This window comes from Terrabacter sp. AAH1 (assembly GCF_054456855.1).
In genome coordinates, this window is the sequence record NZ_JBTJJV010000004.1 from 211832 (window position 1) to 233185 (window position 21354).

20 protein-coding genes are annotated in these 21354 nt (G+C 72.3%); 8 read left to right on the forward strand and 12 right to left on the reverse strand.

Annotated features, from left to right (window positions below; translation table 11 throughout):
• The first annotated feature begins 181 nt into the window (after positions 1-181).
• Positions 182-1138, forward strand: coding sequence for a hypothetical protein (locus tag ACXR8F_RS08985; protein ID WP_458799822.1), 957 nt, complete (start codon positions 182-184; stop codon positions 1136-1138).
• Between the two features lie 139 nt (positions 1139-1277).
• A complete protein-coding gene (locus ACXR8F_RS08990) occupies positions 1278-1922 on the forward strand; it encodes a GNAT family N-acetyltransferase (protein WP_045192380.1) in 645 nt (214 codons plus the stop codon).
• Between the two features lie 109 nt (positions 1923-2031).
• Here ACXR8F_RS08990 and ACXR8F_RS08995 read toward each other — a convergent pair whose 3' ends face one another.
• The 4 genes from ACXR8F_RS08995 to ACXR8F_RS09010 form a co-directional block, all read right to left on the reverse strand.
• Positions 2032-2955, reverse strand: a complete 924-nt coding sequence (locus ACXR8F_RS08995) for a patatin-like phospholipase family protein (RefSeq protein WP_458799825.1) — start codon at positions 2953-2955, stop codon at positions 2032-2034.
• Between the two features lie 13 nt (positions 2956-2968).
• Complete coding sequence (locus tag ACXR8F_RS09000) at positions 2969-3985, reverse strand: alanine racemase (RefSeq protein WP_458799826.1); 1017 nt, start codon at positions 3983-3985, stop codon at positions 2969-2971.
• Between the two features lie 6 nt (positions 3986-3991).
• Positions 3992-5110 (reverse strand): lipid II:glycine glycyltransferase FemX, encoded by a 1119-nt coding sequence (locus ACXR8F_RS09005; RefSeq protein ID WP_458799828.1) that lies wholly within the window; start codon positions 5108-5110, stop codon positions 3992-3994.
• Between the two features lie 101 nt (positions 5111-5211).
• On the reverse strand, positions 5212-7905 hold the full coding sequence (locus tag ACXR8F_RS09010; RefSeq protein ID WP_458799830.1) for an MGH1-like glycoside hydrolase domain-containing protein: 2694 nt from the start codon (positions 7903-7905) through the stop codon (positions 5212-5214).
• 110 nt (positions 7906-8015) lie between these two features.
• Here ACXR8F_RS09010 and ACXR8F_RS09015 point away from each other — a divergent pair, with 110 nt between their 5' ends.
• From ACXR8F_RS09015 to ACXR8F_RS09040, 6 genes are all read left to right on the forward strand, one after another.
• Complete coding sequence (locus ACXR8F_RS09015; RefSeq protein ID WP_458799832.1) at positions 8016-9176, forward strand: DNA polymerase III subunit beta family protein; 1161 nt, start codon at positions 8016-8018, stop codon at positions 9174-9176.
• Positions 9173-9511 carry a hypothetical protein gene (locus ACXR8F_RS09020; protein ID WP_458799834.1) on the forward strand — a complete coding sequence of 113 codons (339 nt, stop codon included), beginning with the start codon at positions 9173-9175 and terminating at the stop codon, positions 9509-9511. The genes ACXR8F_RS09015 and ACXR8F_RS09020 overlap by 4 nt, the downstream gene beginning before the upstream one ends.
• 85 nt (positions 9512-9596) lie before the next feature.
• Positions 9597-11195 carry an ABC-F family ATP-binding cassette domain-containing protein gene (locus ACXR8F_RS09025; RefSeq protein WP_045192389.1) on the forward strand — a complete coding sequence of 533 codons (1599 nt, stop codon included), beginning with the start codon at positions 9597-9599 and terminating at the stop codon, positions 11193-11195.
• A gap of 99 nt (positions 11196-11294) precedes the next feature.
• Positions 11295-11561 carry a hypothetical protein gene (locus ACXR8F_RS09030; protein WP_458799836.1) on the forward strand — a complete coding sequence of 89 codons (267 nt, stop codon included), beginning with the start codon at positions 11295-11297 and terminating at the stop codon, positions 11559-11561.
• Between the two features lie 25 nt (positions 11562-11586).
• Complete coding sequence (locus ACXR8F_RS09035) at positions 11587-12360, forward strand: enoyl-CoA hydratase/isomerase family protein (protein WP_458799837.1); 774 nt, start codon at positions 11587-11589, stop codon at positions 12358-12360.
• Between the two features lie 144 nt (positions 12361-12504).
• Positions 12505-14430, forward strand: a complete 1926-nt coding sequence (locus tag ACXR8F_RS09040; protein ID WP_458800038.1) for an ABC transporter ATP-binding protein — start codon at positions 12505-12507, stop codon at positions 14428-14430.
• 28 nt (positions 14431-14458) lie between these two features.
• Here ACXR8F_RS09040 and ACXR8F_RS09045 read toward each other — a convergent pair whose 3' ends face one another.
• The 8 genes from ACXR8F_RS09045 to ACXR8F_RS09080 all read right to left on the reverse strand — a co-directional run bounded on the left by ACXR8F_RS09045 (position 14459) and on the right by ACXR8F_RS09080 (position 21322).
• A complete protein-coding gene (locus ACXR8F_RS09045) occupies positions 14459-15016 on the reverse strand; it encodes a hypothetical protein (RefSeq protein WP_458799839.1) in 558 nt (185 codons plus the stop codon).
• Positions 15017-15018: 2 nt separating this feature from the next.
• Entirely contained in the window at positions 15019-15816 is a 798-nt protein-coding gene (locus ACXR8F_RS09050) for an SURF1 family cytochrome oxidase biogenesis protein (protein WP_458799841.1), read from the reverse strand.
• Positions 15817-15866: 50 nt separating this feature from the next.
• Positions 15867-16025, reverse strand: coding sequence for an ANTAR domain-containing protein (locus tag ACXR8F_RS09055; protein ID WP_458799843.1), 159 nt, complete (start codon positions 16023-16025; stop codon positions 15867-15869).
• 35 nt (positions 16026-16060) lie between these two features.
• Entirely contained in the window at positions 16061-16963 is a 903-nt protein-coding gene (locus tag ACXR8F_RS09060; protein WP_458799845.1) for a hypothetical protein, read from the reverse strand.
• Between the two features lie 80 nt (positions 16964-17043).
• Positions 17044-17541: a GNAT family N-acetyltransferase gene (locus ACXR8F_RS09065; RefSeq protein ID WP_458799847.1), complete on the reverse strand. Its 498-nt coding sequence runs from the start codon at positions 17539-17541 to the stop codon at positions 17044-17046.
• A gap of 32 nt (positions 17542-17573) precedes the next feature.
• Positions 17574-17966, reverse strand: coding sequence for a universal stress protein (locus tag ACXR8F_RS09070; RefSeq protein ID WP_458799849.1), 393 nt, complete (start codon positions 17964-17966; stop codon positions 17574-17576).
• Between the two features lie 70 nt (positions 17967-18036).
• A complete protein-coding gene (locus tag ACXR8F_RS09075; protein WP_045192396.1) occupies positions 18037-20019 on the reverse strand; it encodes a tripartite tricarboxylate transporter permease in 1983 nt (660 codons plus the stop codon).
• 7 nt (positions 20020-20026) lie between these two features.
• Positions 20027-21322 carry a Bug family tripartite tricarboxylate transporter substrate binding protein gene (locus ACXR8F_RS09080; RefSeq protein WP_458799851.1) on the reverse strand — a complete coding sequence of 432 codons (1296 nt, stop codon included), beginning with the start codon at positions 21320-21322 and terminating at the stop codon, positions 20027-20029.
• Positions 21323-21354: the final 32 nt, after the last annotated feature.

Below are 21354 nucleotides of genomic sequence, written 5' to 3' on the forward strand. Positions count from 1 at the left end.
TCGTTCCGGACGATTCCCGTCCGGGACGACGCTACCGCGGTGTGGTGCGGCTGCCGGGCCGTGCGCCCTCACGGGCCACGGCTGCCTGCAGTGCTTGCGCAACTCTTGCGAAAAGCCTGCGGACAACTAGCAAGAACCGGACAATTCGGAGGGTCGTCGTCCTAGTGTCCGGAGTCATCACATGGTCCCCTCGCCCCGCACCCGCCGTCCTCGCCGCGCCATCGGTCGCGTCGCCGGCTCGCTGCTCGTCGCCGTCGGCGTGGCGGCAGCGGCCCTGGCGATCGCGCCGGATGCCGCCGCGGCGTCGAAGACACGGACGACCTCGAGTGGGAGCGCCACGGTGACCGCCACGCCGGCCGACACGCGCGCCATGTGGGTGTGGGACACGAGCTCGCCCGCGGCGACGGTCGACCTGGCCGTGAGCGCCGGCATCGACCAGCTCTTCGTGGCGGTCTCGCCGAACCTCACGACGTCGAGCCAGCTGCCCGCCATCAAGACCCTCGCCGACCGCGCGAAGGCGGCGGGTATCCGGGTCGACGCCTTGGGCGGAGACCCGGGCTGGGTCGACAACCCCAGCTGGGTGGTCACCTACTGGCTCAAGCCGGCCAGGAACTCGGGGCTCTTCACGGGCATCCACGTCGACGTCGAGCCGTACTCGACCCCGGCCTGGACCACGGACCAGCCGGCCGTGGTGTCGAAGTACCTCACGCTGCTCGACAAGCTCAAGGCCAACGCCGGCACCAGCCCCATCGAGGCCGACATCCCCTTCTGGTTCAACACCGTTCCTGCCACCGCGAGCGGCGGCGCCTCGTCGAGCCTCGACCGCGAGATCATGAAGCGCACGGCCGGGGTCACGGTCATGTCGTACCGCAACACCGCCACCGGCCCCGACGGCACGCTCGACATCGCGACCGCCGCGCTCACCGCGGGGGTCGCGCTCGGCAAGCCGGTGCGCCTCGGCCAGGAGACGACCTACCTCGGCGACACCGCGGTCGACAGGAAGCAGACCTTCTACGGCTGGACCCGCACCGACATGGAGGCCCAGCTGGCCCAGGTGAACGCCGGCGCGGCGGGCTACTCCTCCTACGCCGGGCTCGCGATCCACAGTGCCGCCGGGTATGCCGCCATGACCCCCTGACGCGGGAGGTCAGGGCGCGACCTCGCTCGCCACAAAACCACCTGCACCGTCGGTGCCTCGTGGGGTTGGATCGTGTCGGCGACCCCCGAGGAGGTCGCCGGTCCCTCGTCCCGCGACCACGAGAGCAGCGTGACCGACGATGAAGAGCTACCCGCCCCTCGGCGTGCGCGTGAGCACCCCGACCCTCGAGCTGCGTGGCGCCACCGACGAGCTGCTCGACGAGCTCGCAGAGGTCGTGCGCTCGGGCCGGACCCACGCCGAGCCGCCGCCGTACGACGACCCGATGTCGTTCTACGAGAAGGACCCCGACGTGCGTGTGGCGAAATGGCTCCGAGCCATCTGGCGGGGACGCGGACGGGTCGAGCCGGAGGCCTGGCGGCTCTACCTGGTCGTCATGGTCGACGGCCGGCCGGTGGGGGAGCAGACCCTCAGCGGGGTCGACTTCGCGACGTTCGGCACCGTCACGACCTTCTCGTGGCTGTCGTCCGACCTGCGCGGCCGGGGCCTGGGCCGGGAGATGCGCGAGGCGGTGCTCCACCTCGCGTTCGACGGGCTGGGGGCGAAGGAGGCGTCCAGCGACGCCTTCGTCGACAACGAGGGCTCCAACGCCGTCTCGCGCGGTCTCGGCTACGCGCCGAACGGCTCGGAGTGGGCGACGAGACAGGGGCGGCCTGCCCTGCTCAACCGCTGGCGCCTCACGCGAGACGTCTGGGAGCAGCACCGACGGGACGACATCGAGCTGCACGGGGTCGAGCCCTGTCGGGCCCTGCTGCCGCTGTCCTGACGTCGCCTCGGCGCGGCCTGGTCGACATCGCCGGTCGACACCACCGGTCGACATCGTCGGTCGACACCACCGGTCGACACTGCGGCCGTATGCCGTCGCGCTGGCTGCGTCAGGCCCAGAAGTCCGCGAGTCGCTGGGCGAGCTCGAGCCCCTGGGCGTGGCCACCCCGCGCAGCCTGCGGTCGCGTCGACGGGTCGAGGGCGTTCGCGCCGAAGACGTCACCGGACCGGTCGTCGGGGAACACGGTCTCCACGACGCTGCCGCCGGCGCGTAGCTCGGCGACCTGGGTCGCGAGGTCCATGCCCCAGCCGGACGGCATACGGGAGCGTCCGCTGAACGGTGACAGCACGAGCACACGGCTGAATCCCATTGCCAGGTCGGCGTTCTCGCTGCGGCGGTAGCCGCCGTTGAGATAGCGGTGCTGGCCGATGGCGTAGGGCGTCATCGCCGACGTGCTGGCCGCGACCGCGTCGACGAGCTCGACGCCGCTGTGCCGGTCGAACACGACGGGCTCGCCCGTCCGGGCGTCGACGGCGACGATGCGGATGTCCTGGGAGGGCCACTCGTGGCTCGGCAGGCGCGAGGCGACGATGTCGCGCCAGCGCGACGGGGAGGGGCCGGCAGCGGCGGCCAGCTCGAGGGCCGCGGCACCGAGGCGGCGGCGCAGGTCGGACGGGTCGGAGGCCGACGCGATGATCGCGTCGGACCACTCGAGGTAGTCCGGTCCCGAGACGGCCGCACCGCGACGCGGCCCCGGCGCACCGGCGCGCCGCTCTGCGTGGTGCGACGGCGGGAGATCTGCCGCGGCAGCGGTGTAGAGCTCGGTGAGTGGGGTGCCGCTCGTGATCTGGGCGGCCACGGTCGAGCCCGCCGACGTGCCGATGACGATCTCGGCGCGGGTGACGTCGACGCCCCCGTCGGCCAGTCCCGCGACGAGCCCGAGCTCCCAGGCGTTGCCGGCGGCTCCGGCACCCGCGAGGACGAGGGCCCGCTGACCCCTGTCGTCGGCGCTGGGTGGCTGCTCGGCGGTCACGGCCGGCGGCCTCTCAGGAGACGACGACCGCGTCGGGCGTCGTGGTCGTGAGCCGCATCCGCACCGTCACCTCGTCACCGACGTGGGGCGGTGCGACGCCCTCGGGCAGCGAGAGCAGGCTGCACTGCATGTGTGGCGGCTCGGCGAAGCGGGGCATGAGGCCCGAGACGGTGAACGGCGAGCGCACCCGGTGGGCCGCCTCGAGCACGCCCTCGGCGACGGCGATGGCCCGCGAGCGCGGCGTCGCTGCCGACGAGGGGCTCTCCATCGCCACGCCGTGCGACGTGCCGCCGCTGACGACGACGACGTGCCCGGCCGGCAACGGACGCTGGCGGTAGCCGACGCGGGTGCCCTTCTCGACGGGGCGGACGTCGAGCACGTGCGCCCGCACCTCGTAGGACCCCTTGTCGGAGTACCAGAGGTCGGTGCCGATGCGAGGCCGGAACTCGTGCTCGGGGTAGCGGGCGGCCAGGGTCGCGAGCTCGGTGGTGGAGACGTGGGAGACGAACCACGACCGCACGCCGGGCACGGCCGCGATGAAGCGCGTGATCTCGTCGACGTGGCCCGTGCCGAGCGGGAGATGCAGCGTGACGCCGATGGCGTCGGCGGCGCCGGCGAGCTCGGCGACCTCGGTCGCAGGCGTGCCGAAACGGTTCATGGACGTCAGTCCCTCGACGACGACCCGCGCGTCGGGCGTCGCCCCGCGCAGGTGGTCGAGGTCGGCGTGGGTCGTCACCGTGTGCACGGCGCGCCGGTTGTCGAGGTCGGGCACGTCGCCGTGGATGGCGGCGCGGTAGGGCTCCATGACGAGCACGTCGCCGCCGTAGGCCGCGAGCGCCTCGGGCAGCTCGGCGTAGGTGCCGACCGCCACCATCGCGACGCCGAGCCGGGAGGCCTCGGCGCACAAAAGGTCCCGTCCGAAGCCGTAGCCGTTGCCCTTGATCACGGGCACGAGGCCGGGACGGTCGGCGACGAACTGGTCGTGGCCGGCTCGCCAGCGCTCACCGTCGACGTGCAGCACGAAGGACACGAGGGATCACCGCCGCTTCATGTAGAGGTCGAATGCCTTGTACAGCAAGCGGTTCAGCGGCAGGTCCCACTCGCCTGCGAGCCGCACCGCCTCGCCGCCCGTGCCCACCTTGAAGCGGATGAGCCCGATGTGCGGGTTGGTCTCGTCGACCGTGTTGGTGATGCCGCGCAGGTCGTAGACCGTGGCGCCGGCGGCGATCGAGTCCCGCATCATGCGCCACTGGATGGCCGTCGAGCCCTGCAGATCCCGCTTGGCCGCGGTCGAGGCGCCGTAGGAGTACCAGGCGTGCTCGCCGACCCGGATGAAGACCGTCGCGGCGAGCACGTCACCGTCGTGCTCGGCGAGGTAGACGCGGATGCGGTCGGGGTCCTCGGCGGACAGGGCGGCATACATCTGCTCGAAGTACGGCAGCCCCCGCGGCGTGAACCGGTCGCGCTCGGCCGTCTCGACGTAGGTGCGGTGGAAGGCCGGCAGGTCGGACGCGTCGCCGACGCGCACGGTGACGCCGTTCTTGACGGTCTTCTTGATGTTGCGCCGCCACAGCTGGTTCATGCCGGCGAGGACGTCAGCCTCGGACCGGCCCGCGAGCGGCACCTGGAAGACGTACTCGGGCTGCCCGGCGGCGAAGCCGTCCTCGGGGGAGAGGTGGCGGAAGCCGAGGCGCCGCAGCTCGGCGACGACGGCCGTGCCGACCGGCTCGACGACGTCGGGCTTCGCCTCGTCGTAGCGCCGCACCGCCGGGTCGCCGATCGCGGCCTTGATCGTCGCGGCGCGCCAGCGGTGCGTCGGCACCGGCGGCCCGAGCCGCAGCGCGAACGCGCCCTTGGCCTTGAGGTGGTCGCGCAGGGCGCGCAGCAGCTCGACGAGCCGGGGCGACGACCAGTCGATGCAGGGACCCTCGGGCACGTAGGCGAGCGAACGACCGATCTTCGGCAGCGAGCGGTGCAGCACGAGGGCCGCACCGACCATCTGCTCGCCCTCGAACCAGCCGACCGACTCGGAGCGCCACTCCTTCTTCACGTCGGCCCAGGCCGGCGTCTGCAGGAAGCTCGCCGACGGCTGGGTGCGCAGCCACGCGAGGTGTTCGGCTGCGGTGATGTCACGGACGGTGATGGGCGCGCTCACGGTCGCTCACGCTACCCGAGGGCGAGCCTGCCCCCGACACGCCTCGCCTGCTCCGGACGGGGCCACACGGCATACGCAAGGGATTGCGTGTGCCGGGTGGCTCATCCCCAGCCCATGGTGCGCGGGTCGGGAGGCAGCCGCGGGTTGAGCAGGTGCGCGACGAGCGCGGTCCAGCCCGTCTGGTGGGTGGCGCCGAGGCCCTCGCCGGTGTCGCCGTCGAAGTACTCGGAGAACGTCGGGTGGTCGGACCACAGCGGGTCGGGGCTCGACTCGATGCGCTTGCCGTCGGAGGGCCGGCGCCCGTCGACGGGGCGGAAGAGGGCGGTGAGGCCACCGTCGATGACGTCGGCCGCCTGGTCGAGCGTGCACCAGTTGCCCGACCCGGTCGGCACCTCGATGGTGAAGCTCTCGCCGAAGTAGCGGCCGTAGGTGCGCAGCTTGTCGGCGAGCAGCACGTTGACGGGGAACCACACCGGCCCGCGCCAGTTCGAGTTGCCGCCGAACATGCCGGTCCGCGACTCGCCCGGCTCGTACTCGATCGAGACGGTCTCGTTGCCGACGCGCGCCGTCACCGCCTGCCGTTGCGCGGCCGACAGCGAGCGGATCCCGAACGGGGACAGGAACTCCTCGCTGTCGAACATGCGCTGGAGGATGCGCCGCAGCCGCTTCGGCGGCACGAGGGTGAGCAGCATCTTGCCGTCCGCGCGGGCCAGCAGCGGCCTGACGAGCTCGGGACGGCGCTCCTGCAGCCACGTGAAGCGGCTCGTCACGTCGGGGCACTCCTCGACGACCCACGACGGGATCTCGGTCGCACCGAGGATGGGCAGCAGGCCGACCATCGAGCGCACGCGCATGTGCGGCGCGCTGCCGTCGGGCTGCACGAGCACGTCGTAGTAGAAGCCGTCCTCCTCGTGCCACAGGCTCTTGTCGCTCGAGCCGAAGTGGCGCATCGCCTGGGCGATCGCGAGGAAGTGCTCGAGGAACTTCGTCGCGACGTCGTCCCACGCCTTGTCGGTGCGCGCGAGCTCGAGCGCGATCTTCAGCATCTGCTGGCAGTAGAAGGCCATCCAGCTCGTCGCGTCGGACTGCTCGAGCCGGAAGCCGGGCGGCAGCGGAGCCGACCGGTTGAACAGGCCGATGTTGTCCATGCCGAGGAAGCCGCCCTCGAAGAGGTTGCTGCCGTTCGCGTCCTTGCGGTTGACCCACCAGGCGAAGTTGAGCAGCAGCTTGGTGAAGACGCGCACGAGGAACTCGCGGTCGCGGTAGCCGTCGATGCGGTAGACGTGCCAGGCCGCCCACGCGTGCACCGGCGGGTTGACGTCGCCGAACTCCCACTCGTACGCCGGCAGCTGGCCGTTCGGCGCCATCGCCCACTCGCGGCACATGAGCAGCAGCTGCTCCTTGGCGAACTCGGGGTCGACGTGGGCGAGCGGCAGGCAGTGGAAGGCGAGGTCCCAGGCCGCGAACCACGGGTACTCCCACTCGTCGGGCATCGAGATGACGTCGGCGAGGGCGAGGTGGCGCCAGTGCTCGTTGCGTCCCTTCTTGCGCGACTCGGGGGCGCGGTGGCCGACGGGGTCGCCGTCGAGCCACTGGCGTACGTCGTAGCGGTAGAGCTGCTTGCCCCAGAGCAGGCCGGCGTACGCGCGCCGGGCGACGTGGCGGTCCTCGGCCCCGAGGGACGGGTCGATGACGTGCTCGTAGAACTCGTCGGCCTCATAGGCCCGCGTCGCGAGCTGCTGCTCGAAGTCGTCGCCGAACCACGACAGCGCCGGGTCGCCGGTCGCGAGGCGCAGGTCGACGGTGACGGTCTCGCCGGGCTCGACGGCGTCGAAGCGGTACCAGAACGAGCACTTGCTGCCGTAGCCGCCCGGGTTCGTGGCCTTGGTGCGGCCGTGCACGACCCGCTGGTTGATCGCGTCCTTCGGGTAGAGCGAGTGGTTCGCCGGGGCCGCGTCGCCGAAGAGGTGCTTGGCGTTGGTCTCGTTGTCGCAGAAGAGCGTCGTCGGCGAGCCCGACGCGGCGAGCACGTAGCGGCCGAGGAAGCCGTGCGTCACCTCCGCGGCACGGTAGCCGCGCGGCGGACGGCCGTTGCGGCGGATCTCGTGCAGCTCGGTGACGCGGTCGTCGACGCCCCACGACCACGTGTTGCGCAGCCAGATCGTCGGCAGCACGTGCAGCGGTGCCGTCTCGGGGCCGTGGTTGGTCGCGGTGATCCGGATGCAGATGTCGTCGGGGCCGGCCTTCGCGTACGTCATGAGGACGTCGAAGAACTCGTTGTCGTCGAGGATGCCGGTGTCGCCGAGCTCGTACTCCCGCTCGTGTCGGCTGCGCTCGCGGTTCTCGCGCCGCAGCTGCTCGTACGGGAACTCGGCCTGCGGGTAGCGGTAGAGCCACTGCATCCACGAGTGGGTCGGCGTGCCGTCGAGGGCCCACCAGTACTCCTTGGCGTCCTCGCCGTGGTTGCCCTCCTCGTTGGTCAGCCCGAAGAGGCGCTCCTTGAGGATCGGGTCCTTGCCGTTCCACAGGGCGACGGAGAAGTTGAGGAAGCCGAACCGGTCGCTGATGCCGCCGAGGCCGTCCTCGCCCCAGCGGTAGGCCCGCGAGACCGCCTGGTCGAAGGGGAACTCCGACCAGGCGTTGCCGCCGGCGGAGTAGTCCTCGCGCACCGTGCCCCACTGGCGGCCGGAGAGGTAGGGACCCCAGAGGCGCCACGGCGCGTCGTGGCCGGGGGAGTCGGCGAGCCGCACGTGCTCGGGGCTCGGGGGCTCGTCCGGGTGGAGCGGGCTGATCATCCGCACATGGTGACGCATCGAGGTGTCAGGAGCGTTACGACCCGACGCCACGCGCGCAGTTGAGTCCAAGGCTTGACCTTCGACCGGGTCGAGGGGTCAGGGTGGCGCCCATGCCGCAGACGCCCGACCCCGACACCCTCCTCACGATCGGTGAGGTGGCCCGCGAGAGCGGGCTGACCGCGAGCGCCTTGCGCTTCTACGACCGAGAGGGTGTGCTCGTGCCCGCCGCCGTCGACGGGCTCAACGGCTACCGCAGGTATGCCGTGCCGCAGGTGCGTGCGGCACGGCTCCTCGCGTCGCTGCGCCGGGTCGGGATGCCCCTGGCGGAGGCGGCCCTCGTGCTGGACGAGGACGCCCGGGGCGCGGCAGGCGCCGCGGCGGACGTCGTGCGGGCCCACGAGCAGCGGCTCGTCGACGGACTTCGTGATGCCCGACGTGAGATCGCGCGGACGCTCGCACTCCTCGACGAGTCCCGCGGGGACGCCGTCGAGGCGCAGCCCTCGGCTCGGGTGGTCGTGGCGGCGGCCGACCTCGCTGCTGCGGTCACCGCCGTCCGGTTCGCGGTGGCCCCGGCCACACCGGTGGCCGGCACGCGGGACGGGCTCGACCTCAGCGTGCTCACCGGGGTCCTCCTCGAGCTCGGCTCCGACGGGGTGCGCCTCGTCGCCACGGACCGCTACCGCCTCGCAGTCTCTCTCGCGGTCGGTCTCGGCCCGAGTGCTTCGACGGCGCAGCCGGGTTCGGGAATGTCTGTGGCACAGGCCGACTCGGCCGTCGTGCCGGTCCACTGGGTCGACGAGGTCGCCGCCGCGTGCCGGGCGGACGAGGGCGCACAGGTCGTCGTCGAGATCGCTCCGGGGCGGGCCGTGGCGACCGTAGGGGGCGAGACCGTCGCGACCCCGCTCGTCCCCGGGACCTTCCCCGACTACCGGAGCTTCATCGACCCGGGCCTCCTGTCCTTCGGCGACGGCGAGGTGTCCGGCCACGCCGGCACGGTCGACGTCGCGGCGCTCCAGCCACTCCTGCCGGTCGAGGCACAGACGGTCGGGCTGGTGGTCCGGGAGGGCACGGTCCATCTCGCCGGCGTCCCGGGCGCCACCGGGGCGGAGGTCTCCGTGGCCGACGTCCACGTCGACCCCGAGTTCCTCCACGAGGCGCTCGCCGTCTCGGGCCCCTGGGCGACCCTCGTGCTCGACGGGCCGCACCGACCCCTCGCGATCCGTGGCAGCGGGGTCGGCTTCTCGGTTCTCATGCCGGTGGCCGTGCCGTGAGCGTGCTCGTCCACCTCTGCCGTGGCTGTGACCACCAGCAGGCCTGGCACGAGGGCGGCAACGGCGGCTACACCCCGTGCCGCTGCTGCCGCGCCGGCACCGCCGATCCCGACCCCGCGCCGACGCTGCTCCCGACGGCCGGCTCGCCCGACGGCATACGCGAGGGTCTGTGGCCGCCCGGCGCCCTGCGCAACGCGGGCACGATGCACGCCGCACGCACCTGCGCGTGCTCCGCCTGCGAGGCGACGTTCCGCGAGCTGGGGGCCGCCACGCGGGGTGCGCCGGGCGTTCCGGCCCGCGACCCGCGGAGCGAGCCGGACCGCGCGGCCGGATGACGCGTCGAGAGCACCCCTCGGCGGCTCCTAGACTGGTGGGGTTGTCCGGCCGCTGACGTAGTGCGGCACCGATAGGAGGAATGCCGTGATCGTCGCCACCGGGATCGAGCTGCGTGCAGGTGCCCGCCTGCTGCTCGAGGACGCCAGCTTCCGCATCGACTCCGGCGACCGCATCGGTCTCGTCGGGCGCAACGGTGCGGGCAAGACCACCCTGACGAAGGTGCTCGCGGGGGAGGGGATGCCCGCGGCCGGCACCGTCACGCGTACGGGCGCCGTCGGCTACCTCCCGCAGGACCCCCGCACCGGCGACCTCGAGATCCTCGCCCGCGACCGCATCCTGTCGGCGCGCGGGCTCGACACGATCGTGCACCAGCGCGCCGAGGCCGAGGCCCGCATGGGCAGCGACGACGAGAAGGTGCGCGACAAGGCGATGCGCAAGTACGCGCGTCTCGAGGTCGAGTTCGAGGCCCAGGGTGGGTATGCCGCGGAGTCCGAGGCCGCGTCGATCGCGAGCGCGCTGGGCCTCGAGGAGCGCATCCTCAGCCAGCCGCTGCGCACGCTGTCCGGTGGTCAGCGCCGTCGCGTCGAGCTCTCGCGGATCCTCTTCTCCGGCAACGAGACCCTGCTGCTCGACGAGCCGACGAACCACCTCGACGCCGACTCGATCGTCTGGCTGCGCGAGTACCTGCGCGCCTACAAGGGCGGCCTCATCATCATCAGCCACGACGCCGAGATGCTCGACGCGGTGGTCAACAAGGTCTACCACCTCGACGCGAACCGCTCCGCTCTGGACGTCTACAACGTCAGCTGGAAGACCTACCTGCAGCAGCGCGAGACCGACGAGAAGCGCCGCCGCCGCGAGCTGCAGAACGCCCAGAAGAAGGCGGGGGCCCTGCTCGCCCAGGCCGACAAGATGCGCGCCAAGGCGACCAAGGCCGTCGCGGCGCAGAACATGGCCAAGCGGGCCGAGCGCCTGCTCGCGGGCGTCGAGGGCGAGCGCGTGCAGGACAAGGTGGCCAAGCTGCGCTTCCCGAAGCCGGCCGCCTGCGGCAAGACGCCGCTGCGCGCCTCGGGTCTCTCGCGCTCCTACGGCTCGCTCGAGGTCTTCACCGACGTCGACCTCGCCATCGACCGGGGCAGCAAGGTCGTCGTGCTCGGCCTCAACGGCGCCGGCAAGACGACCCTGCTGCGCATGCTGGCGGGGGTCGACGCGCCCGACACGGGCGAGGTCGAGCCCGGCCACGGCCTGCGGCTCGGCTACTACGCGCAGGAGCACGAGAACCTCGACGTCGACCGCACGGTGCTCGAGAACATGAAGTCGTCGGCGCCCGAGCTGGGCGAGACCGAGGTGCGCAAGGTGCTCGGCTCGTTCCTCTTCTCCGGTGACGACGTGCTCAAGCCCGCCGGCGTGCTGTCCGGTGGCGAGAAGACCCGCCTGTCGCTCGCCATGCTCGTCGTCTCGGCGGCGAACGTGCTGCTGCTCGACGAGCCGACCAACAACCTCGACCCGGCGTCGCGGGCCGAGATCCTCGGGGCGCTCAAGACGTACGAGGGCGCGGTCGTGCTCGTCACCCACGACGAGGGTGCGGTCGATGCCCTCGAGCCCGAGCGCATCCTCCTGCTGCCCGACGGTGTCGAGGACCTCTGGGGACCCGACTACAAGGACCTCATCTCGCTGGCGTGAGCAGGTCGCGTGATTCGGAGCGGCTGGATAATCAGACGTTTTGGATCACATGATGGATGGTTATTGTATCGGCGGGCCGGCGTGGCGACACTGTCTGTCATGCCCAGCGACCACCACCTCAGCTGCCCGTTCTGTGCGGGCGACGACGTGACGCCCTTCCCCGACCCGACCGCCGCGTGGTCGTGCCTGGACTGTGCGCGCGTCTTCCGGGTGGAGGTCGTGCAGCCGGCGTCGGTGAACGGGTGGGGGGTCATGCGGGTCGTCCCGCCCGTGGCCACGTCTGTCGGCACGTCTGTCGGCACGGCTGTCGGCACGGCTGTCGGCACGGCTGTCGGCACGGTCACGTCGGCACCCGCGGCTGCCTGAGGTGACCGGTCGGTAGCCTGCGTCCATGACGCACCCCCACCTCCGGGTCGAGACCGACGGGCCCGTCCGCACCATCACCCTCGACCACCCCGAGAAGCGCAACGCCCAGATGCCGTCCCTGTGGGCGGCGCTCGCCGACGAGGCCCGCTCCCTTCCCGAGGGCGTACGCGTCGTCGTCCTCCGCGGGGCGGGTGACGCCTTCTCCGCCGGCATCGACACGGCGATGTTCACGCCGGAGGGCGTGCCCGGCGAGGAGAGCGTGGCCCAGCTCGCGGCGGGTGGGACGGGGGCGATCCAGCGGGGCATCGCGGCCTACCAGGAGGGCTTCACCGCCTGGGGCGAGTGCCCCGCGGTCGTCGTCGCCGAGGTGCACGGCTACGCGATCGGTGCCGGCTTCCAGCTGGCCCTCGCGGCCGACCTGCGCGTCGCGGCACTCGACGCGTGGTTCGCCATGCGCGAGACGAGCCTCGGGCTGGTGCCCGACCTCGGCGGCACGGGCCCGCTCGTGCACCTCGTCGGCTACGCCCGCGCCCTCGAGATCTGCGCGACGGGCCGCAAGGTGTCCGCGCCCGAGGCCCTCAGCATCGGGCTCGTCGGCTCGCTCGCCCCGGCTGCCGACCTGGCCGAGACCACCGGGTCGCTCGTCGAGGCGCTCCTCGCTGCACCGGCTCCCGCCCTGCGTGCCCTCAAGCCGCTGCTGCGCGGGGCCGTCGACGCCGACCGTGCCACCCAGCTGGGGCGTGAGCGAGAGGCCCAGACCGGGCTGCTGCAGGCGATGCTCGGCGGGTTCGGCGCCTGACGCGCGGGCCTTCTTCCGGCCTGCTCCGGAGCCTGCTTCCGGCGCCAGCTTCCGGGCCTGCTCAGCGGCCCCGGGTGGGGTCGGGGAATCGCTGTCACCACCTCGCGGTTGGATCGGAGGAGGACAGGAGGTGGTTGCGTGGGCATGCAGCCGTGGATGGCGATGAGGTCGATGTCGCGCGACTCGTCGGTGGCCGAGCAGTCGCTGCGACCGGGCACGCGTCGACGCGTCCTGACGTATGCCGCCCCGTACAAGAGGGCGATCGCCGCCTTCCTCGCGGTCGTGGTGCTCGACTCGGTGCTGGTCGTCACCGTTCCGCTCCTGCTGAAGAGCCTCGTCGACGACGGCGTCATCCCGAAGGACTCCTCCGTCGTCGTGCGGCTGTCGATCCTCGTGGCGGGCATCGCCCTGCTGGACGCCCTGTTGACGGTCGTGTCGCGGTGGTTCTCCTCGCGCATCGGCGAAGGGCTCATCAACGACCTGAGGACGCAGGTCTTCGCCCACGTGCTGCGCCAGCCGATCGCCTTCTTCACGCGGGCCCAGACCGGCTCGCTCGTGTCACGTCTCAACAACGACGTCGTCGGCGCGCAGCAGGCCTTCACGTCGGTGCTGTCGAACGTCGTGTCCAACATCGTCTCGGTCGCGCTCGTCGTGGGCGCCATGCTGGCCCTCTCGTGGCAGCTGACGCTCAGCTCGCTGCTGCTCGTGCCGCTCTTCCTCATCCCGGCCAAGCTCATGGGCAAGCGTCTCGCGGGCCTGGCCCACCGGCAGATGACGCTCAACGCCGACATGGGCACCCGCATGACCGAGCGGTTCAACGTCGCCGGGGCGCTGCTCGTCAAGCTCTTCGGCAACCCCGTCCGTGAGGAGGCCGAGTACGCCGAGCGTGCCGGGCGGGTGCGCGACATCGGCGTCCAGATCGCGCTCAACCGCACGGTCTTCATGGCGGCACTCACGGCGGTGGCTGCCCTTGCCACCGCCATGGTCTACGGCTTCGGCGGCGTCATGGCCGTCAGTGGCACTCTCTCCGTCGGCACCCTGCTCGCCCTCGCCGCGCTGCTGGCACGCCTCTACGGCCCGCTCACGTCGCTGTCCAACGTGCGCGTCGACATCATGACCGCGCTCATCTCCTTCGAGCGGGTCTTCGAGGTCCTCGACCTCGAGCCGCTCGTCAAGGAGCGTCCCGGCGCCGTCGACCTGCCCGACGGCCCGCTCGCGGTCGAGCTCGACGACGTCTCGTTCCGCTACCCGTCCGCCGACGAGGTGTCGCTCGCCTCTCTCGAGTCCGTGGCCTCGGGCGACCGGCGGGGCAGCGGCGTCGTGCTCCACGACGTCTCGCTCAGCGCACCGGCCGGGCACCTCGTCGCGCTCGTCGGCCCGTCCGGCGCCGGCAAGACCACCCTGACCTCCCTCGTCTCCCGCCTCTACGACCCCAGCGAGGGCTCCGTCCTCGTCGGTGGTCGTGACCTGCGCGACGTCACGATGTCGTCGCTGCGCGACCGCATCGGCGTCGTCACGCAGGAGGCGCACCTCTTCCACGACACGATCCGGGCCAACCTGCTCTACGCCCGTCCCGACGCGAGCGACGACGAGATCCACGCCGCTCTTCGCGCGGCCCAGATCAGCGACCTCGTCGCCGAGCTGCCCGAGGGGCTCGACACCGTGGTCGGCGACCGCGGGCACCGGCTCAGCGGCGGCGAGAAGCAGCGCCTCGCCATCGCCCGCCTCCTGCTCAAGGCGCCTGACGTCGTCGTGCTCGACGAGGCCACGGCCCACCTCGACTCCGAGTCCGAGGTGGCTGTGCAGCGCGCGCTCGACGCCGCCCTCGAGGGCCGCACGTCCATCGTCATCGCCCACCGCCTCTCGACCATCCGCCAGGCCGACCTCATCGTCGTGCTCGACCACGGGCGGGTCGTCGAGACCGGAAAGCACGCCGAGCTGCTCGCGGCCGGTGGGCTCTACGCCGACCTGCACGCCACCCAGTTCGACGACCGGGCGATCGAGCACGCCGATCGCAACGGGCGGGTGCTGGCCCCCAGCCGTCCCACCGACGCGCTCGACCACGTCTGACGGCTGAGGCGTCGACCCGCCGACCGCCTCAGGGCGAGACGCGCTCCTCGAGCCCGGCGGCGAGCCCGGCGATGGTGGCGAGGTCGACGAGGCCGCCCAGGGTGTGCGCCAGCCGTCGGCGTCGCACCGGGCCGAGCCGCAACCGCAGGTGCACGCGGGTGCCTTCCGCGCCGGTCGCGGTCAGGCGAAGGCACCACGTGAGGTGCGTCCCCCCTCGTGTCGAGGTGAAGAGCACGTGCGACTCCGGCACGAGCTCGGCCACCGTGAACGTGGCGTCGGCCCCGCCCCAGTCGGGGATGACGTCGCCCTCCGCCAGTGCCTGGTAGGCCGGCTCGATGCGCCGCAGGGCGCGGCGGGTTTTCGGCACGAGGCGCTCAACGGCGCGCGGGAGGTACCAGCCCGCGCGCTTCTTGCCGAGCTGCACGAGCCACGGCCACACGCGTGCGGGAGGGGCCGACAGGGTGAAGGCGCGGTCCATCACGACGTCGGCTGCCACGACCGCGTCACCGGGCAGGGTGGCTCGGCGCTCTGCCGGTGTCGGACGGGCGAGCAGCCGGTCGGCGAGGGACGGCGCGGGCAGGGCCATCGTCAGGCGTCCTCCTCGTCCCAGATGCGGACCTTCTTCGGCTTGGCCGGCGCGTCGGCGCGCTCGGTGCCCTCGGTCGCGGCCTGGGCCTCCCGCCGGATCGCGAAGACGACGAAGACGAGACCGCCCGGCATGAAGAGCCACCACTGGTAGGCGTACGCCTGGTGCGGGCCGAGATCCTCCTCGGGACGGGGCAGCACGCGTACGGGGTGGTCGCCTGCTCGTGCCGCGGGCGACTGCGCACCGAGCACGACGTACGCGTCGAGACTGCTCAGCGACGGCACCTGGGCTCGCGCGTCGCCGACGTTGATGCTCGCCAGCTGCGGGCGCGGGAGGTCGCGCCCGAGGCTGACCTCGCCGGTGCGCAGCCAGCCCGTCACCTCGACGCTGCCCGTCGGCGGCGGGTCGACCGCCGGGCTCGTCTCGGCGTTCTCGGCGTTCGGCACCCAGCCGCGGTCGACGAGGACGGTCACGCCTTCGGTCTGGAACGGGGTCAGCACCTCGAACCCCACGGTCTGGTCGAGGGTCCGGTTGCGCACGAGCAGGTCGGACCCGGCGGCATACGTGCCGGTGAGCGTGACCCGGGTCCACTGCCGCTCCTGCGGGAGGCCCGAGCCGACGAGCGCGGGCGAGAAGGCGACCGGGGCGGCCCCGTAGTTGCGGGCGATGGCCTCGACCTTGGTGCGCTGCTCGACGTGGCGGTGCCACTGCCAGAGGCCGAGGTAGAAGCACGCGACACCGAAGAGGACCGCCACGAGGGTCCCCAGCAGCCATCGCCGCGTCAGCCAGAGTCGAAGCACGCATCGACGGTACCCGGCGTGGGGAGCAGGCCGGACGACCGGTCGCGCCGTCAGGTCCTGCTGATCTGGCCGGTGTCGCACTCGCCGGTGTCGAACTCGCCGGTTTCGGCCAGCGTGCTGGCCACCGTCTGGAGCTTCGCGTTGAGCTGGTTCGAGGCGTGCCGCAGGGCGTCGAAGGCCTGCTCGGGCGTGAGCTTGAGACGTTCCATGAGGATGCCCTTGGCCTGACCGATGACATCTCGGGTCAGTAGCGCCCGGCCAGCTGCTGCGTCTGGTCCTGCAGGTGGTCCCGCTCGCGGACCACGGCTGCCGCCATGGATGCGTGGGCCGCGAGGACGAGCCCGACCTGCTGGGCCTCCGCACTGAACGCGGCAGCCCTGTGGCCGTAGGTGTTGAGCGAACCGGTCGTGCCCGTCCGGGCCGGGTCCGCACCGGCGGCCGCGCCTGCGGCCGCGAGACGGAAGGAGGCCGCCGAGCAGGCACCCAGCTCGACCGGACGTGCGCCGAGGACCGGCCACCGGGCGTCGGGGAACGACGGGGCGTAGACGACCGGGGCATCGACCGCGTCCAGGCAGGGACCCTCGCCGGCGTCGTAGTGGGCCCGGTCGACGGCGGAGGCCTCCGGGGCAGTCGTCGCGGCTGTGCGGCAGGTGCCGTTCTCGACGAGGGTGACGCTGGCCATCGCGCACCCGGCGACCGTGTCGACGGCCGCATCCGCGATGCGACGGAGCACGGCGTCGTAGGAGTCTGCGCGGTAGAGGTTCTCGGCGATGGCGGCGAACGTCGCGGCAAGGCGGGTCGTCGGGTTCGCCTCGAGCCGTCGGCCGGCGGCCTCGTCGCCGGCTCCGGCGGCGAGCTCCCGGGCCTCGTGCGCCTCCTCGCGCGTCTGCCTCGCCTCGTCGCGGGCTGCGCTCGCCTCGGCCCGCTCCGCTCGCTCGGTCGTGTCGGTGGTCATCGCGAGCTCGGCCGCCCGGCGGTCCAGAAGGCGTTCCCGCGCATCGAGGGCCGACTCGCGCGCGTCGGCGGTCAGGTCGCGCACGTCCGCTGCTGCGTCCCGTTCGGCAGCCAGCTCGTCGCGCCAGTCGGCGACGAAGTCGCGCTTGTCCGCGGCCCACTGGCTCTGTTCGTCGGGTGAGTGGCTTGCCACCGGATCCGCCTCCTCGTCCACGAGGGCCCTGACTGGACTCTATGCCCGCCGCGACTGCCGGGCCCGCCGGTCCGCAGAAGTCAGCTGCCGAGCAGGATCTCGAGCTCGAGCTCGTGGTCGATCGGCAGCCCGGCACGGTCGCGAAGCGGCAGGGTGGGCTTCAGCTCGCGGGCCGCCCGGACGGCATACCTGTCGAAGGCGCAGAGGTCCATCCCGACGTGCTGGTAGAACGCGATCGCCGTGATGTTGTTGTTGGTCGTGACGAGCCAGACTCTGCGGCAGCCGCGACCCATGGCTTCGGCCACGCAGCGCTCCACCAGCGCGCGGCCCACGCCGTGCCTCGGCCGGCTCGTCGAGAGGACGACGATCTCGAGCTCGTCGCCACGGGTGTCGACGAGCGCCAGTCCCGTGCGTCGTCCGCCGAGCAGCGCCACGTAGCCCGACAGCCCGGTCGCGTCGATGAGCTCGCCACGGCGGGCGACGCTCGTCGAGGTCCAGTCCCGGACCAGGCGTTCGCGCACCCACCGACGATCGGGTGGCGCCAGCGGCCGGATCACCGGGTCGGCTGCGCGGGACACCCTTCCAGTGTCCCGCGCAGAGCGAGGCGCTGCTACGAGGCCGCCGACTTGACGGCGAGCACCGGGCAGGTGGCCTCGAGCAGGATGCGCTGGGCGGTGCTGCCGAGGAGGAGCTTGCCGACGGGGGTGCGGTGCCGCAGCCCGAGGACGATGAGCCTGGCGTCGTGCTGCTGGGCGATCTGCACGACGGCCTCGCTCGGGTCGGTGAGCGGCGAGTGGCCGACCGTGACCGTGAGCCCGGCCTCGCGGAGCCGGTCCGCCGTGTCGCCCAGCTCGCCCAGGACCTCGTCGGTCGTGGGCGCCCGGTGCCGCGGGTCGGCCGCCACGACGACGAGGTCGTCGGCGGTCAGGAGGGCCTCCCGGCCGGCGTGCGCCAGTGCGGCTCGGCCGGCCGGGGAGGCGGAGTGCACGGCGACGATGGTCATGAGGCGCTCCTGATGGGGTCGGTGGGTCGGCGCGGGAACAGGGGAATGGGCACCAGCCGTCGGGGACGGCTCATCCGAGCAGCCCCGTCGGCAGGTCGACCGGGATCAGCGAGGGCAGGGTGATCAGCGCGAGCCCCAGCACGAGTGTGTAGACGATCGTCGTCCGGGTGCGCGCCCGGGCGATGAAGAGCAGGTACGCGGGGACGAACACGAGCACGGCCGCGAGGTAGCCGACCACCATGACGAGCGACAGGAAGGCGATCATGATCGCGAAGGTGCGCAGCGCCGTGGCGACGGTGCGCGACTCCTGCAGCCCGGACCGCATCCACCGCTTGCGGTGACGCAGCTCCTGCACGAGCAGCACCAGCCCGACGAGGAGCCCGGCGACGGACACCAGGCGGGGAAGCAGTGCGGCCTCGGGGGAGAAGCCGCTGCTCGCCCAGAGCGCGCCGGCGAAGACGAGGAGGGCTACGACGGCCACCGACAGCGACCAGGGGGAGTTCTTCAGCAGCCCGTCGGTCTCGGCCTCGTCGTCGGAGTGCATGAGCTGTGCCGCCGCTGCGTGTCCGTCGTCGGACGCCAGGTCGCGCCGGCGCCGCACCAGCTTGACGAGCGCCCACAGGGCGGGCCCGACGAGCACCGCGAGGAAGACGATGACCCACGGTCGCGCCATCCACCCCAACCCGTCGTTGAGCGAGGCGGTCAGGTAGTAGTAGCGCTCCATCGGGATGGCGAGGACGAAGCCGATGAGGAACGGGGCGCGGGGCGAGTCGGTGGCCTTGAGGACCCACCCGACGACGCCGAGCAGGATCATGACCCAGAGGTCGCCGATCTGCGCCTCGCCCTGGAAGGCGCCGAGCAGCATGACGACGAGCAGGCCCGGGCCGAGCACGGCGAAGGGCACCTTGGTCAGCCTGGCGAGCGTCGGCGTGCCGAGGAAGCAGAGGAAGGCGCCGACGACGCTGGCGATGGCGAAGCACCAGATGATGAGGTACATCAGGTCGAGGTGCTCGGTGACGATGGACGGGCCGGGCTGGATGCCGTAGGTCAGCAGCATCCCGAGGAGCATCGCCGAGGGGACGCCGCCGGGGATGCCGAAGAGCAGCGTCGGGATGAGGTCGCCGGCCTCGACGGAGTTGTTGGCGCTCTCGGGTCCGACGATGCCGCGCGGGTCGCCCTTGCCGAACTTGCGCTTGTCCTTGGACGTGGCGACGGCCTGGCCGTAGGCGAGCCACGTGCCGGCGGTGGCCCCGACGCCGGGGAGCACGCCGGCCCAGATGCCGATGAGCGACCCGCGGACCACCTGGGTCCAGTGCGTCAGCCACTCGCGGATGCCCGCGCCCCACCCGCCACCGAGGGTGACGAGGTTGCGGCCGGTGCGGCGCTGGCCCACCCGGGTGGCGATCTCGGCGAGGCCGAAGATGCCGAGCGCGACGGCGACGAGGGAGAGGCCGTCGCCGAGGAAGAGGCTGCCGCCGGTGAAGCGCTCCTCGGCGGTCGTGGGGGAGGTGCCGACCATGCCGAGCAGGAGGCCGAGCAGGCCGCAGAGCACACCCTTGACGACGTTGCCGCGGGAGAGGACGGCGGCCAGTGAGACGCCGAGGACCGTGAGCATGAACAGCTCGGGGCTGGCGAAGGAGAGCACGAGCGGCCGGGCGAGCGGGATGGCGAGGGTGAGACCGAGGGCGCCGATGATGCCGCCGGCCATCGAGGAGAGGAAGGCCAGGGAGAGGGCGCGTTTGGCCTGCCCCCTCCTGGCCATGGCGTAGCCGTCGAGCATCGTGACGCTGGCGGAGGCCGACCCCGGTGCGCCGAGCAGGACGGCGGACACCGTGTCGGACGTGTGGACGACGGCCAGCGCGCCGATGAGCAGGGCGAACGCCTGGGCGGGCTCCATGCCGAAGGTGACCGGGAGCAGGATGGCGACCGCGCCCGTGCCGCCGAGGCCGGGGATGAGGCCCATGACGAGCCCGGCGGCGACGCCGACGAGGAGCATGACGAGCAGGGAGGGTTGTGCGAGGGACGCGAGAGCACTCAGCGCTGAGTCGAACATGGCAGCCTCAATCGATCGTGACGTTGTAGGTGGAGGTCAGCAGCTGCACGACGTGCTCGCGGACCTCGGGGCTGACGGTGTATGCCGCCTCGATGCGCTGTCGCAGGTCGGCTCCCGCGTCGAGGGGGTAGCCGCCGAGGACCTTCTTCGCGGCCTTCTGGAAGGCGGGCGAGGCGCCGAGCTTCTCCGCCGACGTGCGGAGGAGCTCGACCGCTTCGGGCGGCGTCTCGGGCTGGACCCAGAGCCCCTTCTGGTAGGTGTAGGTGACGCCGAGGACGGTCTTGTACGCCTCGAGCTTGGGACCCGTCGGCTTCGTGCCGTGGAGGGTCTCGTAGGCCTCGACGACCGTCGGCAGGTCCTTGAAGTTCGCGTCGCGCACGACGTTGCGGTTCTCGTCGAGCTGGCCGAGCGAGAAGAGGGCGACGGCGCTCTTCTCCTCGAGCAGCGTCTTCACGGCGGACGGGTAGGCGGAGGTCGTCTGGTAGTCGATGTCGATCTCGCCGCGCTGCAGGGCGAGGTTGACGGGCCCGCGGCCCTCGAAGCCGAAGATGGCGCTGACGTCCATCTCGACCAGGTCGAAGGCGAGCAGGGTCGTGAGGTCGAGACCTGTCGCGGCGATGCCCCCGAACTTCAGTGGAGCCTGGCGGTCGACGACGTCCTTCAGGCCCGTCACGCCGGCGGCGGTGCGGGCGTAGACGACGGCACCGGTGCCGTTGGCCAGCACGGGCACGAGCTCGGTGAAGTCGTAACGGACGGCCTGCTTCCTGAGCAGCCACGGGACCACCGTGGTGGCCGTGCTGACGAGCAGCTCGGTGCCGTCGGCGCGGGCCGAGCTGACGAAGTGGTTGGTGCCGGTGATGCCCTCGCCGCCGGCCTCGTTCGTCGGGGCGAACCCGGGGGAGCCGGGGATGGCGTGGGTGAGCTGGGTGCCGATGAACCGGGCCCACGTGTCGGTGCCGCCGCCCTCGGCGAGCGGGATGAGCAGCTCGACGGTCTCGCCGGCGTAGTCGCCGTCGGCGGTGGAGGCCGGCGGGTGGAGGAGGTCGCTGCCGAGCAGGGTGCCGGCAGCGGCGAGGAGGGCGAACCCTCCCATGACGCCGAGGGCCGTCCTGCGGCTCGGCAGGGGAAGGTCGTCGCCGGACTCGTCGTCTCCGGACTGGTCGTCGTCGGTCTGGTCGTCGGCGGCCTCGTCGCTCGGGGACGGCAGGGACTCCTCGTCGGGCGCTGGGGGCGACGAGGGTGGCGGGGCACTCGTGGCTGCCTTGTCGAGCCAGGGGAGTCTGGCGCGGGTGGAACGGTTCATTGCTACGACCTTCTCTCGGACGGCGCTGTGCC